Here is an 18177-nt window from a genome sequence, read left to right on the forward strand (position 1 = left end):
ACTGGATTCCAGTGTCAAGCACTGGAATGACACCATTTTTCATACAAATTACCTTTGCAAGCAAATAGTTCGTACAGCTATACGCTGTATTTGTACATTAGCCACTCTTCTAGACAGATGCATATATTTAATCGTTTATAACCTTCGGTACTATGAAATACCCATGCTCCGATTTTGTATTGGATAATATTTCTTCTTTAATGTTTTGAGAATTTACAATATCATCGCGTATATGAATATCCTTATCTATAGTTCCATAACGCATAGGAGAAACACCTTCAGTATTAACTTTCAACAAAGTATCATGTATCCAATCCAGCATTGTCAGTTCTTTTGAGTAGTACTGAATCTCATCATCAGATAACTTAATCCTCACAAGCTGTGCAGTTTTAAGCATTTCTTCTTTAGTAATTGTTATTTTTCTCTTATTTGCAAATTCTATTAACGAAGTGATAACATCTTCTGTTGATCTAGCTGGCACTTTTACCTCCTTGCATAAAGCAAATTAAAATATTTGCAATTGAAACAACCTCTATCTTATCATTTTTTTCAAATTTGTGAAATACGGTGTCCGTGATCACTAATTTGTCTATAGAAGAGGAAGAGATTTTCTCAACTGCATTTCCTGAAAGTATTCCATGTGTAATGCATGAAACTACAGACTTTGCTCCTCGGTTTTTTAAAGCAAGTGCTGCATTACATAATGTTCCACCAGAATCAACTATATCATCAACAATGACGCAATTTTTATTTGCAACTGCTCCGATTACATTCATTACCTGAGATGTACCTGCTTTTTCTCTATATTTATCTACTACAATAATATTATTATCTAACTCTATCTCATATTTTTCCTCTAAAATCTTTGCAAAAGTACGAGCCCTTCCAATTGCTCCAACATCAGGCGCAACTATTGCCAAATTCTCCTTGTATATAGAGTCAACAAATACTTCAAAACAGCTCAAATTAGTAACTGGTATATCAAAAAAACCTTCAATTTGACTTGAATGCAAATCAATAGCAGCAACGCTATTTGCACCTGCAGTTTGAATAAGATTTGCAACTAATTTAGCACTTAAAGCAGATTGCATATTATTGTTTTTAATAACCCTATCCTGCCTACTGTATCCGTAATAAGTAATAATAGCCGTTATTCTCTTGGCTCTTGACCTCTTTGCTGCATCAATTGTAAGCAAAAGCTCCATAAGGTTATCATTTACAGGAGAGGAAAGAGATTGTACTACGTATACTTCTTGATTATGTAGATCATTTGCTACTTCTATATTTACCTCACCATCGGCAAATCTTGACACCTGAGTAGAAAATTGCTGAGCATTTAGGCCACTTGCTATTGAATCTCCTAATTGTTTACTAGCGCTACCTATTATTACCTTCATATATATCAATTAAGTTTTGAAAATTATACAGAAACCATGGAATGATTAAAACTTTATTCTTGCCTCCAAGTGAATCATAAAAACGAAAAAGCTACTCGAAACATTTCACCAATTTCTTTATCATGTAACTCATTCTCACAAAAGTATGTGCTGTTTTTCTACTTAAAAATAAAGTAAGTTTTTTGTGATGCTAAGCATTTTCTATAATTTTTCATGAGATTTATTAAAAATTTGATAATTATTAATATATAGACTAAAATATCTATATATTTAATGAAAAAACGAAATGGATTTTAGTGAATTTGTTCAAGGCAAATTTCTTGATTTGCATTTGGAAACAATAATCGTAAGTGAATTAGTAAGCTTTTACAGAGCAATCCTAATATTACAAAGCTTAGTTTAAAAAGCTGTCACATTGGTGATGAAGGAACAAAAGCTTTAGCTAATGGTAATCTTATAAACATTACTTCACTTGATTTGCAATTTAATCAAATTGGTGATGAAGGAGCAAAAGCTTTAGCTAAAGCTTTAACTAATGGTAATCTTATAAACATTACTTTACTTGATTTGCAATTTAATAAATTTGGTGATGAAGGAGCAAAAGCTTTAGTGGGTCTTAAAAACAAAGTTAATGTTAAAGGTACAGAAATTTTTGAAACCAAATATAGACTCACACAAAGTAACTCTTCAATAGAAATTTTTGATCCAACTCAATCGGAAAGTAAAACAACACTTGATGATATTATAATTCCAGAAAGCTTAAAAAAGGAGCTAAATAAGATCCTTGATATTATTCCAGAAAAAAATAAAGCATTACTTCAAAAGACAGGTTACAAAGCAGAAAAAGGCTATCTTTTTTATGGTCCACCCGGAAATGGTAAAACCAAAATTGCTCGTGCAATTGCATGTCAAGCTAATGCAAAGTTTATTAGTGTTTCTGCATCTGAATTTCTGAAATCGTATGTTGGTGAAGGTGAAAAGTACGTAAGAGAAATTTTTAAAAAGGCAAGAGCAAATGCTCCTTGTATAGTTTTTATAGATGAAATTGATTGTATTGCTGAAAAACGTGGTAGCGGTGGTAATTCTGTTCATGCTAAATCATGCGAAAGCCTTGTGAATCAGTTTTTAATCGAGCTTGATGGTTTCAATCCACTAGAAGGTGTAACAGTGATTGCTGCAACTAATCGCAGAGATGTTTTAGACGACGCGTTTACTAGGCCAGGCCGTCTCTCTAATCATATTGAGATTCCTTTACCAGATAAGGCCCAGCGTAAGGATATATTGGACTTGTATATAAAAAAATTCAAAGATACTGAAGAGTTGGAAGTTACAGTAGAGACTGAAAAACTTGCAGATAAAACTGATGGTTTCTCGGGAGCTGAATTAGAATATTTAATAAATAACACAGCATGGGATACTATATCTTCTTCTCAAATTGAAGGAAAAGTCACTATTCACACGAATAACTTCATTCAGGTAATTAAGAATCTTAAGAAGGAAAAATCTCAAGAGCCTGAGAGCCTGTTCATAATCTTTTGAGGAGCAAGGCAGTAAAAGCTAGAACGACCATTTGTAGTCTAGTATTGAGTTTACGCTCGCAATTTTTCCATAACCGTCTACACTTTTCCAGCCAAGCAAAAGAACGCTCTACAACCCACCTTTTTGGCAATACAACAAAGGTATGTAATTCACTTCGTTTTATTACTTCAACGGTTGCACCAATAGTCGTTTTTATTTGAGTTGCAAAATTTTCTCCTGTATAACCTGCATCAACTAGTATATTTTGAACTTCGGAAAGATTTTTTCTTGCGTTACAAATCATCTCTACAGCAGCAGTACGATCTCCGATATTAGCTGTAGTAATATAAATTGCATGTGGCAAACCTTGCGTATCTACTGCAATATGACGCTTTATTCCTGAAATTTTCTTGCCGGCATCATAACCTTTTTCTTCAGCAATATCGGTGTTTTTTACACTTTGAGCATCAATGATGCAGAAGCTTGTTTTTGTATTCCGACCACTGTTGAAACGAACCTCTCCAACTAATTTTTTTTAAGACAATTTCTAGAACACTTTCTCTATCTTCATTCGGTTTTTTACTCCATCTCTTGAAGTAATCGTAACAATTGCGCCATTTTGGAAACTCTTTTGGTAGCATTCGCCACTGACAGCCACTTTTTAGCACATAAAGTACACCGCAAAATAACTCATATAAATCCAGTTTTCTTGGTTTTGTTTTTTTTCTACAGGATTCTAGATCTGGTAATATAATCTCAAATCTTTCCCGACTTATATCACTTGGGTATACACTCCTCATATATCCTAACTTATATACATTATCTCTTAGTTTATTCCTTTCTTGAGATCATGTACAGGTTCTGAAAGTAAGCGAGTTAATGTTGATCTAGAGTCACTTAATAGTCCTCTTGATAATGAAGATAATGTAGAAAGTCATAGCTCTGCAAATAGTGGTCCAAATGTTGTAGATACTGATACCAATTCCCGCTATACAAGCAACGAATAGACAATAATGGAAAAAAAGCCATACTGGAGTAAGTAAAATAGCGAGGTTTAGATGGCATTAAGATCAAAATTATTGGATGAAAAAGTGGTGGAATCAGCAAAAGAGATGCTGAAGAAAGTAAGAAATAATGCGTATGTTGCAAAAAAACTAAATGCTGTAATTGCAGCAAAAAAGCACAGTATAACAGCTGTAGCAAAAATATGTTGCATTTCGAGAAAGGCAATTACTACATGGATAAAGCACATAAAATTTGGAAGAGAAGAAAAATTATTTTCTCCACCTCAACGCCGTAGAAAAACTATATTGAACCAAAGTCAACTTGAACAAATTGAGGTGTGGATAGAGGAAAACCCCAATATTACTATTAGAGAAATGAGAATAAGAATCCAAGAAAGATTTGGTTTGAATATCAGCAAATCCACAATACATCGTAATATGCAAAGAATGAAATTCTCATATATCACACCAAGACCAGTTCATAGTGGACAGGATAAAAATAAGCAAGAGGAGTTTAAAAAAAAACCTCAATGAAACTATTGTCATGCATTCTGAAAAAGAGCTATTTTTCTTCGATGAATCACGGTTTGGTACACATTCAAAAGTTGGACATGGGTGGTTTAAAAAAGGCAGTAGGACACAGGTTAAGGTAAAATTAGGTAGGGAAAATTTTTATCTCTATAGTGCAGTTAATCCCAGAAATGGAGAGAATTTTAGCTTATTTGCACCAAACGTCAACACTGCTTGTATAAATATATTCCTTGAACAGATGTCGCAATATTTAGGAATACGAAAGGCTTTTCTCGTGATGGATTGCGCTAGTTGGCATAAGTCAAAAAGTTTAAAGATACCTAAAAATATCGAAATTATATACCTACCACCATACTCACCTGACCTCAATCCTGTTGAGAGGTTTTGGTTATATATAAAACAGAACATTTTGCGCAATAAAATCTACGATACAATTGTTCTGCTTGAGAGCGCTTTGTGTAATTTTATTACCTCTCTTTCCCCTTCCACGGTTAAACAACTCTGCAATGCTTCTTATTTGGTTCATTAATAATGAGAGTTGGTATTACAACAGAACTAGACCTCATTCCGGTAAGTATTGCTATGGTAAGACTCCTATGCAGACCTTTTTTGATAGTATGCATATTGCTTACCAAAAAAATATTGATAACATTAAAACAGATTCTGATATCGGTTTTGACTTCGTCGATTCTTCTGTCAGATAATTCATGACTGTCAGATCAAGTCTAAACTATTACAACGTTTATAAAAACAACAATATGAAAAAACATCGAAAAAAGTATGTGCCAGAAAATTAAAAAAGGTTATTGCAAAAGGAGCTACTACAAAGGGCCACACAAAAAGATGTTGAAATTGATATAGAAGAGCAAATAAATGTTACAAAATCAATTATGTAAAAAAATCAATATAAGTGATGAAGATTTTAGCATATTGGATACAACAGTGATAGAAAATGTATCCAATTTTAGCTGCATATTTTAATGGTAGATCTGGAGGAAAATTCTTTAAACATCAAAAAAGGCAATACTCTAAACTTCAGCACACAACTCCAGGAAATAGTACATGTCGAGCAATCTATAGCCCCTTTTGAATCTGAGAGTGTACTTGAAAATCCATAAACATTAAGTAAACTTATTTAAATAAAATAGTTTCTTTTTCAACTTACTAAATAAACTTCTCCCATCATTGCTGTGTAACAAATCATATACAAAGCTATGGTCTACTTACAAGCAGTGCCTTCTGTTGATGAGATGCTTTTTCTATCTTTAACTCATCCATACTACAGCTTGGCAAGCTTGAATAGCATAAGGAATCTTTTTGTTCTTGCGTTTGTTTTGCCAAGGCCTTATTTCTATAAAGTAGGGGTTGAAAATGATCATGGCCTCCATTTACCATATGTAAGACACTATTGTGACTATAATCTATCTTACCTGCTTTTGATCCTGAGCTATCTATTAACTGATGCAAGAACGGATCTTGTTGCTTATCAATAGTGTGCAATGGGTTACTTTCTGCAACATGCAATTTCACACCATACTTATCACAAAGTATTCTGCCCTCGATATCGGAACGTCCCCAAAATTCATTCTTTCCAATGCTATTGATATATTGGTTACACGTAATTCCACGATTTACGAACTCACCTTCAACCTCATCAAAGTCATTGCCAATTTTACTTATAAACCACTCTGGAGGATTGTCTTGTGCAAATCTCTTACACTCATTCCTTAACTGCTTTACAGTAACTTTGATTCCCTTCTGTTGTTCCAGACTTTGCCTGAATGAATCAAAAAAACAGCTTCCATTATTGATTGCGTGCCCTAAATAGAAGTCATCAGGTATGTTTGATTTTTGCTCTTTATCACCTTGTTTTTCTGCCTTTTCAATAATTTCTTCCTCTAAACCAAAAATTTTACTCCAGTTGTATTTACCTTCTAACCCCAATTTTTTACTTTCCTTTTCTGCTGCTTTAGCTAAGTCTGTTTTAGAAATATCCCCTTTTTCTTCATAGAACCTAGATAAAATTTTAAAGATATCTATCAGGTAAGTTTTTACGTCAAAATTCTTCTCCTTTTTTACAATATTAGACTCAATATTGCGTAAATCTTGTAATAACTTATGCCTTCTAGCAATTTCCTCCATAGAATCCCTTCTTAACTCTTCACGTTCTGTCCATTTGTTGTTAGACTCGCTTATTACTTCAGGATGCATTAATTTTCCAGACCTTTCAAAATATCCCTGTTCAATAGCATAGTAGACATCATAATCACCAAGTACACAATCCTCGCCTAATTCTTCTTCATGACCTTTGAATTTTTCCAATACTTCCTCTCTATTACTCACTTCTACTATAATTTTGCTTTTATCTTGTACGTCAGGATACAGTCTAACGTCTATATTTCCCAAACTGGTATAGAAAGTTAATACTATATCGCTGCCTTCTGTAAGATCTGTGTAATTCCTTATGCCATCTTGGGTTATAATTTCCACCTCACTTTTGCCAATTTTTATTACACTCCTTCCATATCCTTTTTCTCCTTGAGGTATTCCTAAATTCCTTGTTCTATCTGTGATTTTTCCAACATCTATTATACTATCCTCTGAGTATTCTAAGTAAGATACACTGTTATCGATTTTTCCATCACACAGTTGACCACTGGTAGCATCCTTTGCAACTCTAAAAAATTCTTCAGCATAATTAATGTACTCTACATGAGCCTTGATTACATTAGCTTTATGATCTTTAAACTCTCGTTCTATTGTATCAATGACTTTTAAACTATCTGAGTTTTTTAACTTTGCTCCTCTCGATATTAATGCACATACTATATCACTGGCAATTCCATAGCTTCCTTCTAACTTAGCAATTTTTTCTAGTACGTGATCTGCAAAGTAATAATCTTTGTCTTTAGCAAAATTTAATCTCATTCCAGAAGCTATAATCTCATTTACAACTTCCTGTAGTTCAATCATGCTTTTAGCTTTTACTACCTTACTCAAAAACTTATTTAGCTTAGCAAGTTGATTTGTTTGATACATCTCTGACAAGAGACTATCACATTTTTCACAATTATCTTGCTTATTACCTACAAAGTCAGTTGCTCCTGCTTTTAAGAGTAAAGCTTTTACATCAGGAAATTGACAAAACGGCCAAATTGAACTATCACCCTTAACATTTAAAACTATCTTTAAATCTTGGTTATTTTTATGTTTATCTAAAAATTTTTTCAGATCTTCAACACCTGGACCATAAGGATTATCCCAATCTTCATCAGAATCTGTAGCTTTAACCATTTTACGTAGTTGGTCTCTTAACTTTTTTTGGTTGTCAGTTAAAAAACACTCTATAATATTGTTGCTATCAATTGCAATTTGCAGTGGGGTCTTTCCATTGTTATTTTTTATGTTTAAATCAGCTCCTTTGCTTATGAGTAAATCCATAACCTTTCTGCTATAATCATTACAATTAGCAGCATAATAGTGTAAAGGTGTATTACCTTTTTTATCTTGTATATTTGGATCAGTTTTTGCATCTAAGAGATACTTTAGACCTTCATACTCACTGGAATAAATAGCAGTATCATGCAAAAGTGTTTTACCTTTATTATCCTGCATATTTAGATCAGCACCAGCTTTGAGAAGAGGATGAATGGCTTCATCGTGTGCGACAAACACATTCAATACTGTTGTTCCTAGATGCCCTCTTTTTAGATTAAGAACATACTTCAGGTCTTTATTTTTCTCGTTACTTTCTAAAAATTGCTTAAGATTTGAAAATGAGTCATAATTTCCCATATTAAAATCTTTTATAATACTATTGAGTAATTTTTGATTTAACTCTTTTTGACTCTCTCCCAGTTTTAAGTTAGGTGCATGAATAAGCCACTCATCTATTAAATCCTCTAAGTATTTTTTATCATCTATCAAACTTCTATCAGCCCAAAATAAATCTCGCTTAATGAATTCATAATAACTATCTACTGGTAATTCAGTTGCTTCTGTTTTTGGGCTACCTATTTCTGAACACTCTTGTCCAGCGCTTAGGTCACACTTCAGTTTTTGCTCATCAGTGTGTTTACTTTGTTCACTGATAGGTTCTGAAATATATTTTACTGACCCTATACCCATATTACCTGCTAGCCCTAGATATAGAATATATTATATAGAATGTGTAGTATGTGTCAAGTTAATTTCAACATAATCTTTTTACTACTCATATTTTTGTTAAGTTTTTATGGTGAGTACTGCTAGGTTAAAAGTTGTTTATTACTGGAAGTCTTAGCCAATTTTACTATAGATCAACAAAATTGAGAACACCAGCTATATTTAATATATAGGAATATGATGCTTTAAAGGAGTACGGAAACTGCTGAAGTTTTTACAGCAAACCTGTATGGAGCAACTTCAGCAGAATAAACAAATACATGCCAATATTAGTAGAGAACTATTTACAAGTCAACTAACTTTTTCAAAAAATATTTTAGTGAAAGTACCATGCTAGTTAGTGTTATAAAAAATTCAATTGTTTACTCCTTCAAAAAAGGGCGTATCTTTGTGAGAACAAGCAGCTTAAAAATAAGGTTATAAAAATAGAAGTTTGAAATCTTTGCAATAAAATTATGCAAAACAGTTCGTATATAGATTTAGCTAAAGTGAACCAATGTAGCTAGTTTTAGCGTATAATAAAATTACCGTATAAAAAAGTTCGTACGGTACACATGGTAGACCAAGGCATTTCAAAACAAAAAGCTCTCACACTTGCTCGTTTTGGGTGCTGAAAGTGGCCATGTTAACTCAATTATTATTGAATATTACTAATAAGTTAATAGCAATTCATTGCATAGAAAATTTTTAAATAGGGGTTGACAAGTTTTGAAGATGAAGTAATTTGATAAAAACATATTGAATTATTAATTTTTTATGTGCAGTAAGCATAATAATGGTATTTTTCTTCATACTATAAGGTAGCTGTATTGCTTCGTTAAATTAGGTGGTTTTATATAGAGGACTAGATGACTTTCGGTGCTTATGATAATGAATTACTTGCCGCTGTGGATAGTGGGGATGCTAATCGAGTTGCAGACCTTCTCGATAAAGGTGCTGATGTTAATGCTAAAGACAATGATAGCTTAACACCTTTACATTTGGCTGCCATTAATGATCATTTAAATGTGGTAGAAAAGCTTATGAAGAGAGGAGCTGACGTTAATGCTAAGAACAATAATGGCTACGTTCCTCTACATTTGGCTGCCATTAATGATCATTTAAATGTGGTAGAAAAACTTATAGAGAAAGGAGCTTATGTTAATGCTAATACCAACTCTCATTATTAATGAACCAAATAAGAAGCATTGCAGAGTTGTTTAACCGTGGAAGGGGAAAGAGAGGTAATAAATTTACACAAAGCGCTCTCAAGCAGAACAATTGTATCGTAGATTTTATTGCGCAAAATGTTCTGTTTTATATATAACCAAAACCTCTCAACAGGATTGAGGTCAGGTGAGTATGGTGGTAGGTATATAATTTCGATATTTTTAGGTATCTTTAAACTTTTTGACTTATGCCAACTAGCGCAATCCATCACGAGAAAAGCCTTTCGTATTCCTAAATATTGCGACATCTGTTCAAGGAATATATTTATACAAGCAGTGTTGACGTTTGGTGCAAATAAGCTAAAATTCTCTCCATTTCTGGGATTAACTGCACTATAGAGATAAAAATTTTCCCTACCTAATTTTACCTTAACCTGTGTCCTACTGCCTTTTTTAAACCACCCATGTCCAACTTTTGAATGTGTACCAAACCGTGATTCATCGAAGAAAAATAGCTCTTTTTCAGAATGCATGACAATAGTTTCATTGAGGTTTTTTTTTAAACTCCTCTTGCTTATTTTTATCCTGTCCACTATGAACTGGTCTTGGTGTGATATATGAGAATTTCATTCTTTGCATATTACGATGTATTGTGGATTTGCTGATATTCAAACCAAATCTTTCTTGGATTCTTATTCTCATTTCTCTAATAGTAATATTGGGGTTTTCCTCCATCCACACCTCAATTTGTTCAAGTTGACTTTGGTTCAATATAGTTTTTCTACGGCGTTGAGGTGGAGAAAATAATTTTTCTTCTCTTCCAAATTTTATGTGCTTTATCCATGTAGTAATTGCCTTTCTCGAAATGCAACATATTTTTGCTACAGCTGTTATACTGTGCTTTTTTGCTGCAATTACAGCATTTAGTTTTTTTGCAACATACGCATTATTTCTTACTTTCTTCAGCATCTCTTTTGCTGATTCCACCACTTTTTCATCCAATAATTTTGATCTTAATGCCATCTAAACCTCGCTATTTTACTTACTCCAGTATGGCTTTTTTTCCATTATTGTCTATTCGTTGCTTGTATAGCGGGAATTAGTATAAGAACAATGATGGCGCTACTTCTCTGTACTTGGCTGCAGATTATGGTAATTTAAGTATGGTAAAAAAGCTTGTAGAGAAAGGAGCTAATGCTAATGCGAAGAATAGATATGGCAATACCCCTATGTACTTTAATGCTAGCTATGGTTACGCAGAAATAGTAGAAAGGTTTGTAGAGAAAGAGGCCAATACCAATGCTAAAAATAAGGATGGTATAACACCACTAGATATCGCTAGAGATAGAAAACATAATAATATTGTGAAATACTTAGAGGAAAAGCTCAATAGAGAAAGAGAATCTGTACAACATAAGCATCGTCACCACCATGGAGAGTATGATCGCCGTCATCCATCACATGAACCTCTTTTTGTAGATTCAGGGAATCAGCCTGAGGTAACGGTCAGAGAAAATGTATCAAAAAATTTATTGCAAAATGATGAGGTAGACTATAATAAAGGGAGAGCTACAAGCGGAGCAAGCAAACCATCTTTTTGGATAGATGCTGTTAAAAGTGTTTCTCAGTTTATCTCTTTTTCCTTTAAGCCCACTATAGGTGTCGAGCATTCTCAACCTTCTAAAGCTATTACTACAGTTCAAGGTATTGATATGAATGGCACACTCTTTTCATTAGATGTATTTACAAAGAAAATCATAGGTCAGAAGTACATTTTTACGGTAGATCAGTCTATGTTTCCACTAGAAGCACAGGGGTATGCATTAAACATCATAGAGAATTTTGAGAAAAGTGTGGAAGTGTTAAATAAACTGTGTCAAGCCGCATTTTTAGTTCAACTCAATTTTCAGTCTGTTGGGAAAGAAAATGTCAAGCTGAGACATAGTTAATGCCCAATTAGGCAAAGCTGTAGTCCACTTTTGCTCTACCTTTTTTATAGCACAATATACCTGTTTGTACAAGGCATTTGTATTAGTAAATGAGCCCTTAGTTTTAGTAAATTTCCTAATTTGTCTATGCAATCCCTCAATTGGATTGGTGGTGTAAATCAGCTTCCTAACTGGTCCAGAATACTTAAAATAACCAGACAAATTTTCCCAATTGTTTTGCCATGATTTTGTAACCAAGGGATATTTTTCACTCCATTTTTCTTCCAGCTCAAGCAAATAATTCTCAGCAATCTCTTTACTTGAAGCACGATATATTTTTTTCAAATCATTTATGAAAACTTTTACATCTTTGCTAGATACATACTTCAGTGAATTCCTTATCTGATGCACTATGCATAGCTGTACTTCTGCTTTAGGAAATACACTATTTATAGCGGTAGGAAAGCTTTTTAGCCCATCAATACAGGCAATTAGAATATCTTCTACTCCTCTTTCTTTGAGGTCATTTAGTACTCCCAACCAGAAGTTAGCTCCTTCACTTTCAGCCAAATAAAAACCTAATACTTCTTTTCTGCCATTTTGATTTATGCCCAATATATTATACATACATTTACTTATGCAATGTCCGTCCTCCTTGACCTTAAAAAACATGCCATCCATAAATACTATTGGATACACTGATTGCAGTGGGCGGCTGCGCCATTCATTGATTACTGGTAGCAGTTTATCGGTAATACTAGATATCTCTGCTGCTGATATTTTGTGGTCATATATTTCCTCAACATGTGAAGCTATATCTCTGTATCCCATGCCACTGGCATATGTGCTTAAGACCTTTGCTTCAAGTTCTGGATGTAGGCTTGTTTGCCTTTTTTTGACTATTTGTGGTTCAAAGCTTCCCTCCCTATCTCTTGGTGTTAGCAGCTCAAATGAGCCTGCACTCGTGCGTAAAGTTTTTGCGTTTCTCCCATTTCTTCGGTTATTTTCTTCACTTTCAGCTGACATGTAGCTTTCTATTTCACCTTCCAGACTTGCCTCTAGCAACCTTTTTATAAACGGTGTTAATGCTCCATCTCTTCCTGTCAATGGTCTTCCTTCTCGTATAGATGACAGGATATTTGTTTCTAATTCTTTATAATCTACCAAACCAGTAGTTCTATTTGCTTGACTCATATCAAACCTCCATTTTTTATATCAATTTATTACTTTTTTTTTCGGTTTGACACACTTTTTTGAACGTTCCCTACATAATTTAAATAACCCTTTATTCTAATTGTGTCTTCATATTCTTTTTCTACATCTCTTCCTGTAAAAAACTTGATTACCCCTGCAAAAAACACTTCTGCTTGTTCACCACCAGGTAATAGAGGTACTTGTTCTGCTATTGCTTTTGTATACTCTATTCTCTCATGAATTTCTATACCAATTGTTATCAACACATCAGCAACCATAGTAACTATTGCTACCCTACCTAAAACTTTACTTGCAGCAGATAACCCTCTTAAAATCTTATACCAATTCCCGCTATACAAGCAACGAATAGACAATAATGGAAAAAAAGCCATACTGGAGTAAGTAAAATAGCGAGGTTTAGATGGCATTAAGATCAAAATTATTGGATGAAAAAGTGGTGGAATCAGCAAAAGAGATGCTGAAGAAAGTAAGAAATAATGCGTATGTTGCAAAAAAACTAAATGCTGTAATTGCAGCAAAAAAGCACAGTATAACAGCTGTAGCAAAAATATGTTGCATTTCGAGAAAGGCAATTACTACATGGATAAAGCACATAAAATTTGGAAGAGAAGAAAAATTATTTTCTCCACCTCAACGCCGTAGAAAAACTATATTGAACCAAAGTCAACTTGAACAAATTGAGGTGTGGATAGAGGAAAACCCCAATATTACTATTAGAGAAATGAGAATAAGAATCCAAGAAAGATTTGGTTTGAATATCAGCAAATCCACAATACATCGTAATATGCAAAGAATGAAATTCTCATATATCACACCAAGACCAGTTCATAGTGGACAGGATAAAAATAAGCAAGAGGAGTTTAAAAAAAAACCTCAATGAAACTATTGTCATGCATTCTGAAAAAGAGCTATTTTTCTTCGATGAATCACGGTTTGGTACACATTCAAAAGTTGGACATGGGTGGTTTAAAAAAGGCAGTAGGACACAGGTTAAGGTAAAATTAGGTAGGGAAAATTTTTATCTCTATAGTGCAGTTAATCCCAGAAATGGAGAGAATTTTAGCTTATTCGCACCAAACGTCAACACTGCTTGTATAAATATATTCCTTGAACAGATGTCGCAATATTTAGGAATACGAAAGGCTTTTCTCGTGATGGATTGCGCTAGTTGGCATAAGTCAAAAAGTTTAAAGATACCTAAAAATATCGAAATTATATACCTACCACCATACTCACCTGACCTCAATCCTGTTGAGAGGTTTTGGTTATATATAAAACAGAACATTTTGCGCAATAAAATCTACGATACAATTGTTCTGCTTGAGAGCGCTTTGTGTAAATTTATTACCTCTCTTTCCCCTTCCACGGTTAAACAACTCTGCAATGCTTCTTATTTGGTTTATTAATAATGAGAGTTGGTATTACACCTAAAGATATTATAAATTGGGAGGTAAATTTTAATGTGCGTAACAAATATGGATCTGTTATTGCAAAATGGCATAGTTATGAAAAGGGAGAAACTATAGAAGAGAAAGTGGGAAATGAGGGTCCAAGTCATACCCTGCAAACGCTTTACTCTACCGCAGAATCAGCAATTAGTGCAGCAGCAGCCAAGTTAAAACAACTAAAACGTAGTACATCAAATTTAAATGTAACTGTTCCTGGTAATCCAGAATTATTTGCAGAAGCTAATACCAATTCCCGCTATACAAGCAACGAATAGACAATAATGGAAAAAAAGCCATACTGGAGTAAGTAAAATAGCGAGGTTTAGATGGCATTAAGATCAAAATTATTGGATGAAAAAGTGGTGGAATCAGCAAAAGAGATGCTGAAGAAAGTAAGAAATAATGCGTATGTTGCAAAAAAACTAAATGCTGTAATTGCAGCAAAAAAGCACAGTATAACAGCTGTAGCAAAAATATGTTGCATTTCGAGAAAGGCAATTACTACATGGATAAAGCACATAAAATTTGGAAGAGAAGAAAAATTATTTTCTCCACCTCAACGCCGTAGAAAAACTATATTGAACCAAAGTCAACTTGAACAAATTGAGGTGTGGATGGAGGAAAACCCCAATATTACTATTAGAGAAATGAGAATAAGAATCCAAGAAAGATTTGGTTTGAATATCAGCAAATCCACAATACATCGTAATATGCAAAGAATGAAATTCTCATATATCACACCAAGACCAGTTCATAGTGGACAGGATAAAAATAAGCAAGAGGAGTTTAAAAAAAAACCTCAATGAAACTATTGTCATGCATTCTGAAAAAGAGCTATTTTTCTTCGATGAATCACGGTTTGGTACACATTCAAAAGTTGGACATGGGTGGTTTAAAAAAGGCAGTAGGACACAGGTTAAGGTAAAATTAGGTAGGGAAAATTTTTATCTCTATAGTGCAGTTAATCCCAGAAATGGAGAGAATTTTAGCTTATTTGCACCAAACGTCAACACTGCTTGTATAAATATATTCCTTGAACAGATGTCGCAATATTTAGGAATACGAAAGGCTTTTCTCGTGATGGATTGCGCTAGTTGGCATAAGTCAAAAAGTTTAAAGATACCTAAAAATATCGAAATTATATACCTACCACCATACTCACCTGACCTCAATCCTGTTGAGAGGTTTTGGTTATATATAAAACAGAACATTTTGCGCAATAAAATCTACGATACAATTGTTCTGCTTGAGAGCGCTTTGTGTAAATTTATTACCTCTCTTTCCCCTTCCACGGTTAAACAACTCTGCAATGCTTCTTATTTGGTTCATTAATAATGAGAGTTGGTATAAGATCAGCCTTTCAGGATTTTGTCAGGAAATTGAAGGTGAATGGGTAATTAGCAAGGCAGAACATATTCTGAATAATAGAGGATATCAAACTATAGTAGAGGCAACAGTGAGCAAAGCTGTTTAAGTGAAACTTAAGCAAATGATTATTTAATTCTAAAAAATGTATAATACATGAGCATAAATTCGATCATACATAAAAATAGACTAGTTTTATTAATAGCACTGGCAGTATGTATTGTAATCGTATGTATTTCATTATCTAAGAGCCTGTTCATAATCTTTTGAGGAGCAAGGCAGTAAAAGCTAGAACGACCATTTGTAGTCTAGTATTGAGTTTACGCTCGCAATTTTTCCATAACCGTCTACACTTTTCCAGCCAAGCAAAAGAACGCTCTACAACCCACCTTTTTGGCAATACAACAAAGGTATGTAATTCACTTCGTTTTATTACTTCAACGGTTGCACCAATAGTCGTTTTTATTTGAGTTGCAAAATTTTCTCCTGTATAACCTGCATCAACTAGTATATTTTGAACTTCGGAAAGATTTTTTCTTGCGTTACAAATCATCTCTACAGCAGCAGTACGATCTCCGATATTAGCTGTAGTAATATAAATTGCATGTGGCAAACCTTGCGTATCTACTGCAATATGACGCTTTATTCCTGAAATTTTCTTGCCGGCATCATAACCTTTTTCTTCAGCAATATCGGTGTTTTTTACACTTTGAGCATCAATGATGCAGAAGCTTGTTTTTGTATTCCGACCACTGTTGAAACGAACCTCTCCAACTAATTTTTTTTAAGACAATTTCTAGAACACTTTCTCTATCTTCATTCGGTTTTTTACTCCATCTCTTGAAGTAATCGTAACAATTGCGCCATTTTGGAAACTCTTTTGGTAGCATTCGCCACTGACAGCCACTTTTTAGCACATAAAGTACACCGCAAAATAACTCATATAAATCCAGTTTTCTTGGTTTTGTTTTTTTTCTACAGGATTCTAGATCTGGTAATATAATCTCAAATCTTTCCCGACTTATATCACTTGGGTATACACTCCTCATATATCCTAACTTATATACATTATCTCTTAGTTTATTCCTTTCTTGAGATCATGTACAGGTTCTAAAAAGAGAGACAAAGATAGCATTACTAAATTAGAAATTGCATCTGAAACTTGTGACCTAGAAAATATCAAGCTCTTGATACAAAACAATGTAAGTATTGGCAAAAAAGCATTGCGTTATGCTGCAGGAAAAGGATGTTTAGAAATTATGAAATTTTTAGTAGAAAAGGGCATTGATGTAAATGCTGCCAATAAATTTAAGTGGACAGCACTGCATTCTGCTGCAGATCAAGGTCATTTAGAAATTGTTGAGTTTCTATTAAAGCAAGGAGCAAATCCTAATACTAATACCAACTCTCATTATTAATGAACCAAATAAGAAGCATTGCAGAGTTGTTTAACCGTGGAAGGGGAAAGAGAGGTAATAAATTTACACAAAGCGCTCTCAAGCAGAACAATTGTATCGTAGATTTTATTGCGCAAAATGTTCTGTTTTATATATAACCAAAACCTCTCAACAGGATTGAGGTCAGGTGAGTATGGTGGTAGGTATATAATTTCGATATTTTTAGGTATCTTTAAACTTTTTGACTTATGCCAACTAGCGCAATCCATCACGAGAAAAGCCTTTCGTATTCCTAAATATTGCGACATCTGTTCAAGGAATATATTTATACAAGCAGTGTTGACGTTTGGTGCAAATAAGCTAAAATTCTCTCCATTTCTGGGATTAACTGCACTATAGAGATAAAAATTTTCCCTACCTAATTTTACCTTAACCTGTGTCCTACTGCCTTTTTTAAACCACCCATGTCCAACTTTTGAATGTGTACCAAACCGTGATTCATCGAAGAAAAATAGCTCTTTTTCAGAATGCATGACAATAGTTTCATTGAGGTTTTTTTTTAAACTCCTCTTGCTTATTTTTATCCTGTCCACTATGAACTGGTCTTGGTGTGATATATGAGAATTTCATTCTTTGCATATTACGATGTATTGTGGATTTGCTGATATTCAAACCAAATCTTTCTTGGATTCTTATTCTCATTTCTCTGATAGTAATATTGGGGTTTTCCTCTATCCACACCTCAATTTGTTCAAGTTGACTTTGGTTCAATATAGTTTTTCTACGGCGTTGAGGTGGAGAAAATAATTTTTCTTCTCTTCCAAATTTTATGTGCTTTATCCATGTAGTAATTGCCTTTCTCGAAATGCAACATATTTTTGCTACAGCTGTTATACTGTGCTTTTTTGCTGCAATTACAGCATTTAGTTTTTTTGCAACATACGCATTATTTCTTACTTTCTTCAACATCTCTTTTGCTGATTCCACCACTTTTTCATCCAATAATTTTGATCTTAATGCCATCTAAACCTCGCTATTTTACTTACTCCAGTATGGCTTTTT

17 protein-coding genes and 2 pseudogenes are annotated in these 18177 nt (G+C 33.7%); 9 read left to right on the forward strand and 10 right to left on the reverse strand.

What is annotated here, in order from left to right; genetic code table 11:
• Positions 1 to 127: 127 nt before the first annotated feature.
• Both gatC and ABWU62_RS06760 read right to left on the reverse strand, forming a co-directional pair.
• Positions 128 to 481 carry an Asp-tRNA(Asn)/Glu-tRNA(Gln) amidotransferase subunit GatC gene (gatC, locus tag ABWU62_RS06755; protein WP_353287924.1) on the reverse strand — a complete coding sequence of 118 codons (354 nt, stop codon included), beginning with the start codon at positions 479 to 481 and terminating at the stop codon, positions 128 to 130.
• Positions 471 to 1397, reverse strand: a complete 927-nt coding sequence (locus tag ABWU62_RS06760; protein WP_353287925.1) for a ribose-phosphate diphosphokinase — start codon at positions 1395 to 1397, stop codon at positions 471 to 473. The genes gatC and ABWU62_RS06760 overlap by 11 nt, the downstream gene beginning before the upstream one ends.
• 477 nt (positions 1398 to 1874) lie before the next feature.
• On the opposite strand from ABWU62_RS06760, the gene ABWU62_RS06765 reads away from it, so the two are divergent.
• A complete protein-coding gene (locus ABWU62_RS06765; protein WP_353287926.1) occupies positions 1875 to 2936 on the forward strand; it encodes an ATP-binding protein in 1062 nt (353 codons plus the stop codon).
• Here ABWU62_RS06765 and ABWU62_RS06770 read toward each other — a convergent pair.
• A protein-coding gene (locus tag ABWU62_RS06770) for an IS5 family transposase (protein ID WP_353287093.1) occupies positions 2923 to 3715 on the reverse strand; the annotation gives its coding sequence in 2 pieces (ribosomal slippage) (positions 2923 to 3450 and positions 3452 to 3715; 792 coding nt in all). The genes ABWU62_RS06765 and ABWU62_RS06770 overlap by 14 nt on opposite strands.
• A 97-nt stretch (positions 3716 to 3812) precedes the next feature.
• The gene (locus ABWU62_RS06775) at positions 3813 to 3980 is read right to left on the reverse strand and encodes a hypothetical protein (protein WP_353287639.1); all 168 of its coding nucleotides are present in this window, start codon (positions 3978 to 3980) and stop codon (positions 3813 to 3815) included.
• On the opposite strand from ABWU62_RS06775, the gene ABWU62_RS06780 reads away from it, so the two are divergent.
• Positions 3974 to 4979 (forward strand): IS630 family transposase gene (locus tag ABWU62_RS06780; protein ID WP_353287306.1). Its coding sequence is split into 2 segments (ribosomal slippage): positions 3974 to 4435 and positions 4437 to 4979, totalling 1005 coding nucleotides; the frame shifts between segments, so codons are not numbered across the junction. The two genes, ABWU62_RS06775 and ABWU62_RS06780, sit on opposite strands and share 7 nt — an antisense overlap.
• A gap of 13 nt (positions 4980 to 4992) precedes the next feature.
• Positions 4993 to 5154: pseudogene (locus ABWU62_RS06785) on the forward strand (IS481 family transposase); the annotation flags it as partial.
• A gap of 508 nt (positions 5155 to 5662) precedes the next feature.
• Here ABWU62_RS06785 and ABWU62_RS06790 read toward each other — a convergent pair.
• On the reverse strand, positions 5663 to 8578 hold the full coding sequence (locus ABWU62_RS06790; RefSeq protein WP_353287927.1) for an ankyrin repeat domain-containing protein: 2916 nt from the start codon (positions 8576 to 8578) through the stop codon (positions 5663 to 5665).
• Positions 8579 to 9462: 884 nt separating this feature from the next.
• Between ABWU62_RS06790 and ABWU62_RS06795 the strand changes: the two genes are divergently transcribed.
• On the forward strand, positions 9463 to 9783 hold the full coding sequence (locus ABWU62_RS06795; protein WP_353287928.1) for an ankyrin repeat domain-containing protein: 321 nt from the start codon (positions 9463 to 9465) through the stop codon (positions 9781 to 9783).
• Here ABWU62_RS06795 and ABWU62_RS06800 read toward each other — a convergent pair.
• Positions 9780 to 10785 (reverse strand): IS630 family transposase gene (locus ABWU62_RS06800; RefSeq protein ID WP_353287646.1). Its coding sequence is split into 2 segments (ribosomal slippage): positions 9780 to 10322 and positions 10324 to 10785, totalling 1005 coding nucleotides; the frame shifts between segments, so codons are not numbered across the junction. The genes ABWU62_RS06795 and ABWU62_RS06800 overlap by 4 nt on opposite strands.
• 95 nt (positions 10786 to 10880) lie before the next feature.
• On the opposite strand from ABWU62_RS06800, the pseudogene ABWU62_RS06805 reads away from it, so the two are divergent.
• A pseudogene (locus tag ABWU62_RS06805) lies at positions 10881 to 11711 on the forward strand (ankyrin repeat domain-containing protein); the annotation flags it as partial.
• Here the strand turns inward: ABWU62_RS06805 and ABWU62_RS06810 are convergent.
• Positions 11652 to 12884: an IS256 family transposase gene (locus ABWU62_RS06810; RefSeq protein ID WP_353287648.1), complete on the reverse strand. Its 1233-nt coding sequence runs from the start codon at positions 12882 to 12884 to the stop codon at positions 11652 to 11654. The pseudogene ABWU62_RS06805 and the gene ABWU62_RS06810 overlap by 60 nt on opposite strands.
• Positions 12885 to 12913: 29 nt before the next feature.
• Positions 12914 to 13312 carry a hypothetical protein gene (locus tag ABWU62_RS06815; RefSeq protein ID WP_353287929.1) on the reverse strand — a complete coding sequence of 133 codons (399 nt, stop codon included), beginning with the start codon at positions 13310 to 13312 and terminating at the stop codon, positions 12914 to 12916.
• Here ABWU62_RS06815 and ABWU62_RS06820 point away from each other — a divergent pair.
• The 3 genes from ABWU62_RS06820 (at position 13306) to ABWU62_RS06830 (ending at position 15685) form a co-directional block, all read left to right on the forward strand.
• Positions 13306 to 14311 (forward strand): IS630 family transposase gene (locus ABWU62_RS06820; RefSeq protein ID WP_353287930.1). Its coding sequence is split into 2 segments (ribosomal slippage): positions 13306 to 13767 and positions 13769 to 14311, totalling 1005 coding nucleotides; the frame shifts between segments, so codons are not numbered across the junction. The genes ABWU62_RS06815 and ABWU62_RS06820 overlap by 7 nt on opposite strands.
• Positions 14312 to 14313: 2 nt before the next feature.
• Positions 14314 to 14628 (forward strand): hypothetical protein, encoded by a 315-nt coding sequence (locus tag ABWU62_RS06825; RefSeq protein ID WP_353287931.1) that lies wholly within the window; start codon positions 14314 to 14316, stop codon positions 14626 to 14628.
• 51 nt (positions 14629 to 14679) lie between these two features.
• A protein-coding gene (locus ABWU62_RS06830) for an IS630 family transposase (protein ID WP_353287646.1) occupies positions 14680 to 15685 on the forward strand; the annotation gives its coding sequence in 2 pieces (ribosomal slippage) (positions 14680 to 15141 and positions 15143 to 15685; 1005 coding nt in all).
• 289 nt (positions 15686 to 15974) lie between these two features.
• On the opposite strand, the gene ABWU62_RS06835 is transcribed toward ABWU62_RS06830, so the two are convergent.
• Positions 15975 to 16767, reverse strand: a protein-coding gene (locus ABWU62_RS06835) for an IS5 family transposase (RefSeq protein ID WP_353287093.1) whose coding sequence is annotated in 2 segments (ribosomal slippage) — positions 15975 to 16502 and positions 16504 to 16767 — 792 coding nt in all. Because the reading frame shifts where the segments join, the coding sequence is not laid out codon by codon here.
• 42 nt (positions 16768 to 16809) lie between these two features.
• Here ABWU62_RS06835 and ABWU62_RS06840 point away from each other — a divergent pair.
• Positions 16810 to 17136 carry an ankyrin repeat domain-containing protein gene (locus ABWU62_RS06840; protein ID WP_353287932.1) on the forward strand — a complete coding sequence of 109 codons (327 nt, stop codon included), beginning with the start codon at positions 16810 to 16812 and terminating at the stop codon, positions 17134 to 17136.
• On the opposite strand, the gene ABWU62_RS06845 is transcribed toward ABWU62_RS06840, so the two are convergent.
• Positions 17133 to 18138, reverse strand: a protein-coding gene (locus ABWU62_RS06845; protein WP_353287090.1) for an IS630 family transposase whose coding sequence is annotated in 2 segments (ribosomal slippage) — positions 17133 to 17675 and positions 17677 to 18138 — 1005 coding nt in all. Because the reading frame shifts where the segments join, the coding sequence is not laid out codon by codon here. The two genes, ABWU62_RS06840 and ABWU62_RS06845, sit on opposite strands and share 4 nt — an antisense overlap.
• Positions 18139 to 18177 lie beyond the last annotated feature (39 nt).

This window comes from Wolbachia endosymbiont (group B) of Gerris lacustris (genome assembly GCF_964028355.1).
Classification (GTDB): domain Bacteria; phylum Pseudomonadota; class Alphaproteobacteria; order Rickettsiales; family Anaplasmataceae; genus Wolbachia.

What these genes read in the sequence shown, in the direction of transcription:
- ABWU62_RS06790 (WP_353287927.1), bottom strand. Translation starts at nt 8,578, where the DNA reads ATGGGTATAGGGTCAGTAAAATATATTTCAGAACCTATCAGTGAACAA.
- ABWU62_RS06795 (WP_353287928.1), top strand. Translation starts at nt 9,463, where the DNA reads ATGACTTTCGGTGCTTATGATAATGAATTACTTGCCGCTGTGGATAGT.
- ABWU62_RS06810 (WP_353287648.1), bottom strand. Translation starts at nt 12,884, where the DNA reads ATGAGTCAAGCAAATAGAACTACTGGTTTGGTAGATTATAAAGAATTA.
- ABWU62_RS06825 (WP_353287931.1), top strand. Translation starts at nt 14,314, where the DNA reads ATGAGAGTTGGTATTACACCTAAAGATATTATAAATTGGGAGGTAAAT.
- ABWU62_RS06760 (WP_353287925.1), bottom strand. Translation starts at nt 1,397, where the DNA reads ATGAAGGTAATAATAGGTAGCGCTAGTAAACAATTAGGAGATTCAATA.
- ABWU62_RS06775 (WP_353287639.1), bottom strand. Translation starts at nt 3,980, where the DNA reads ATGCCATCTAAACCTCGCTATTTTACTTACTCCAGTATGGCTTTTTTT.
- ABWU62_RS06815 (WP_353287929.1), bottom strand. Translation starts at nt 13,312, where the DNA reads ATGCCATCTAAACCTCGCTATTTTACTTACTCCAGTATGGCTTTTTTT.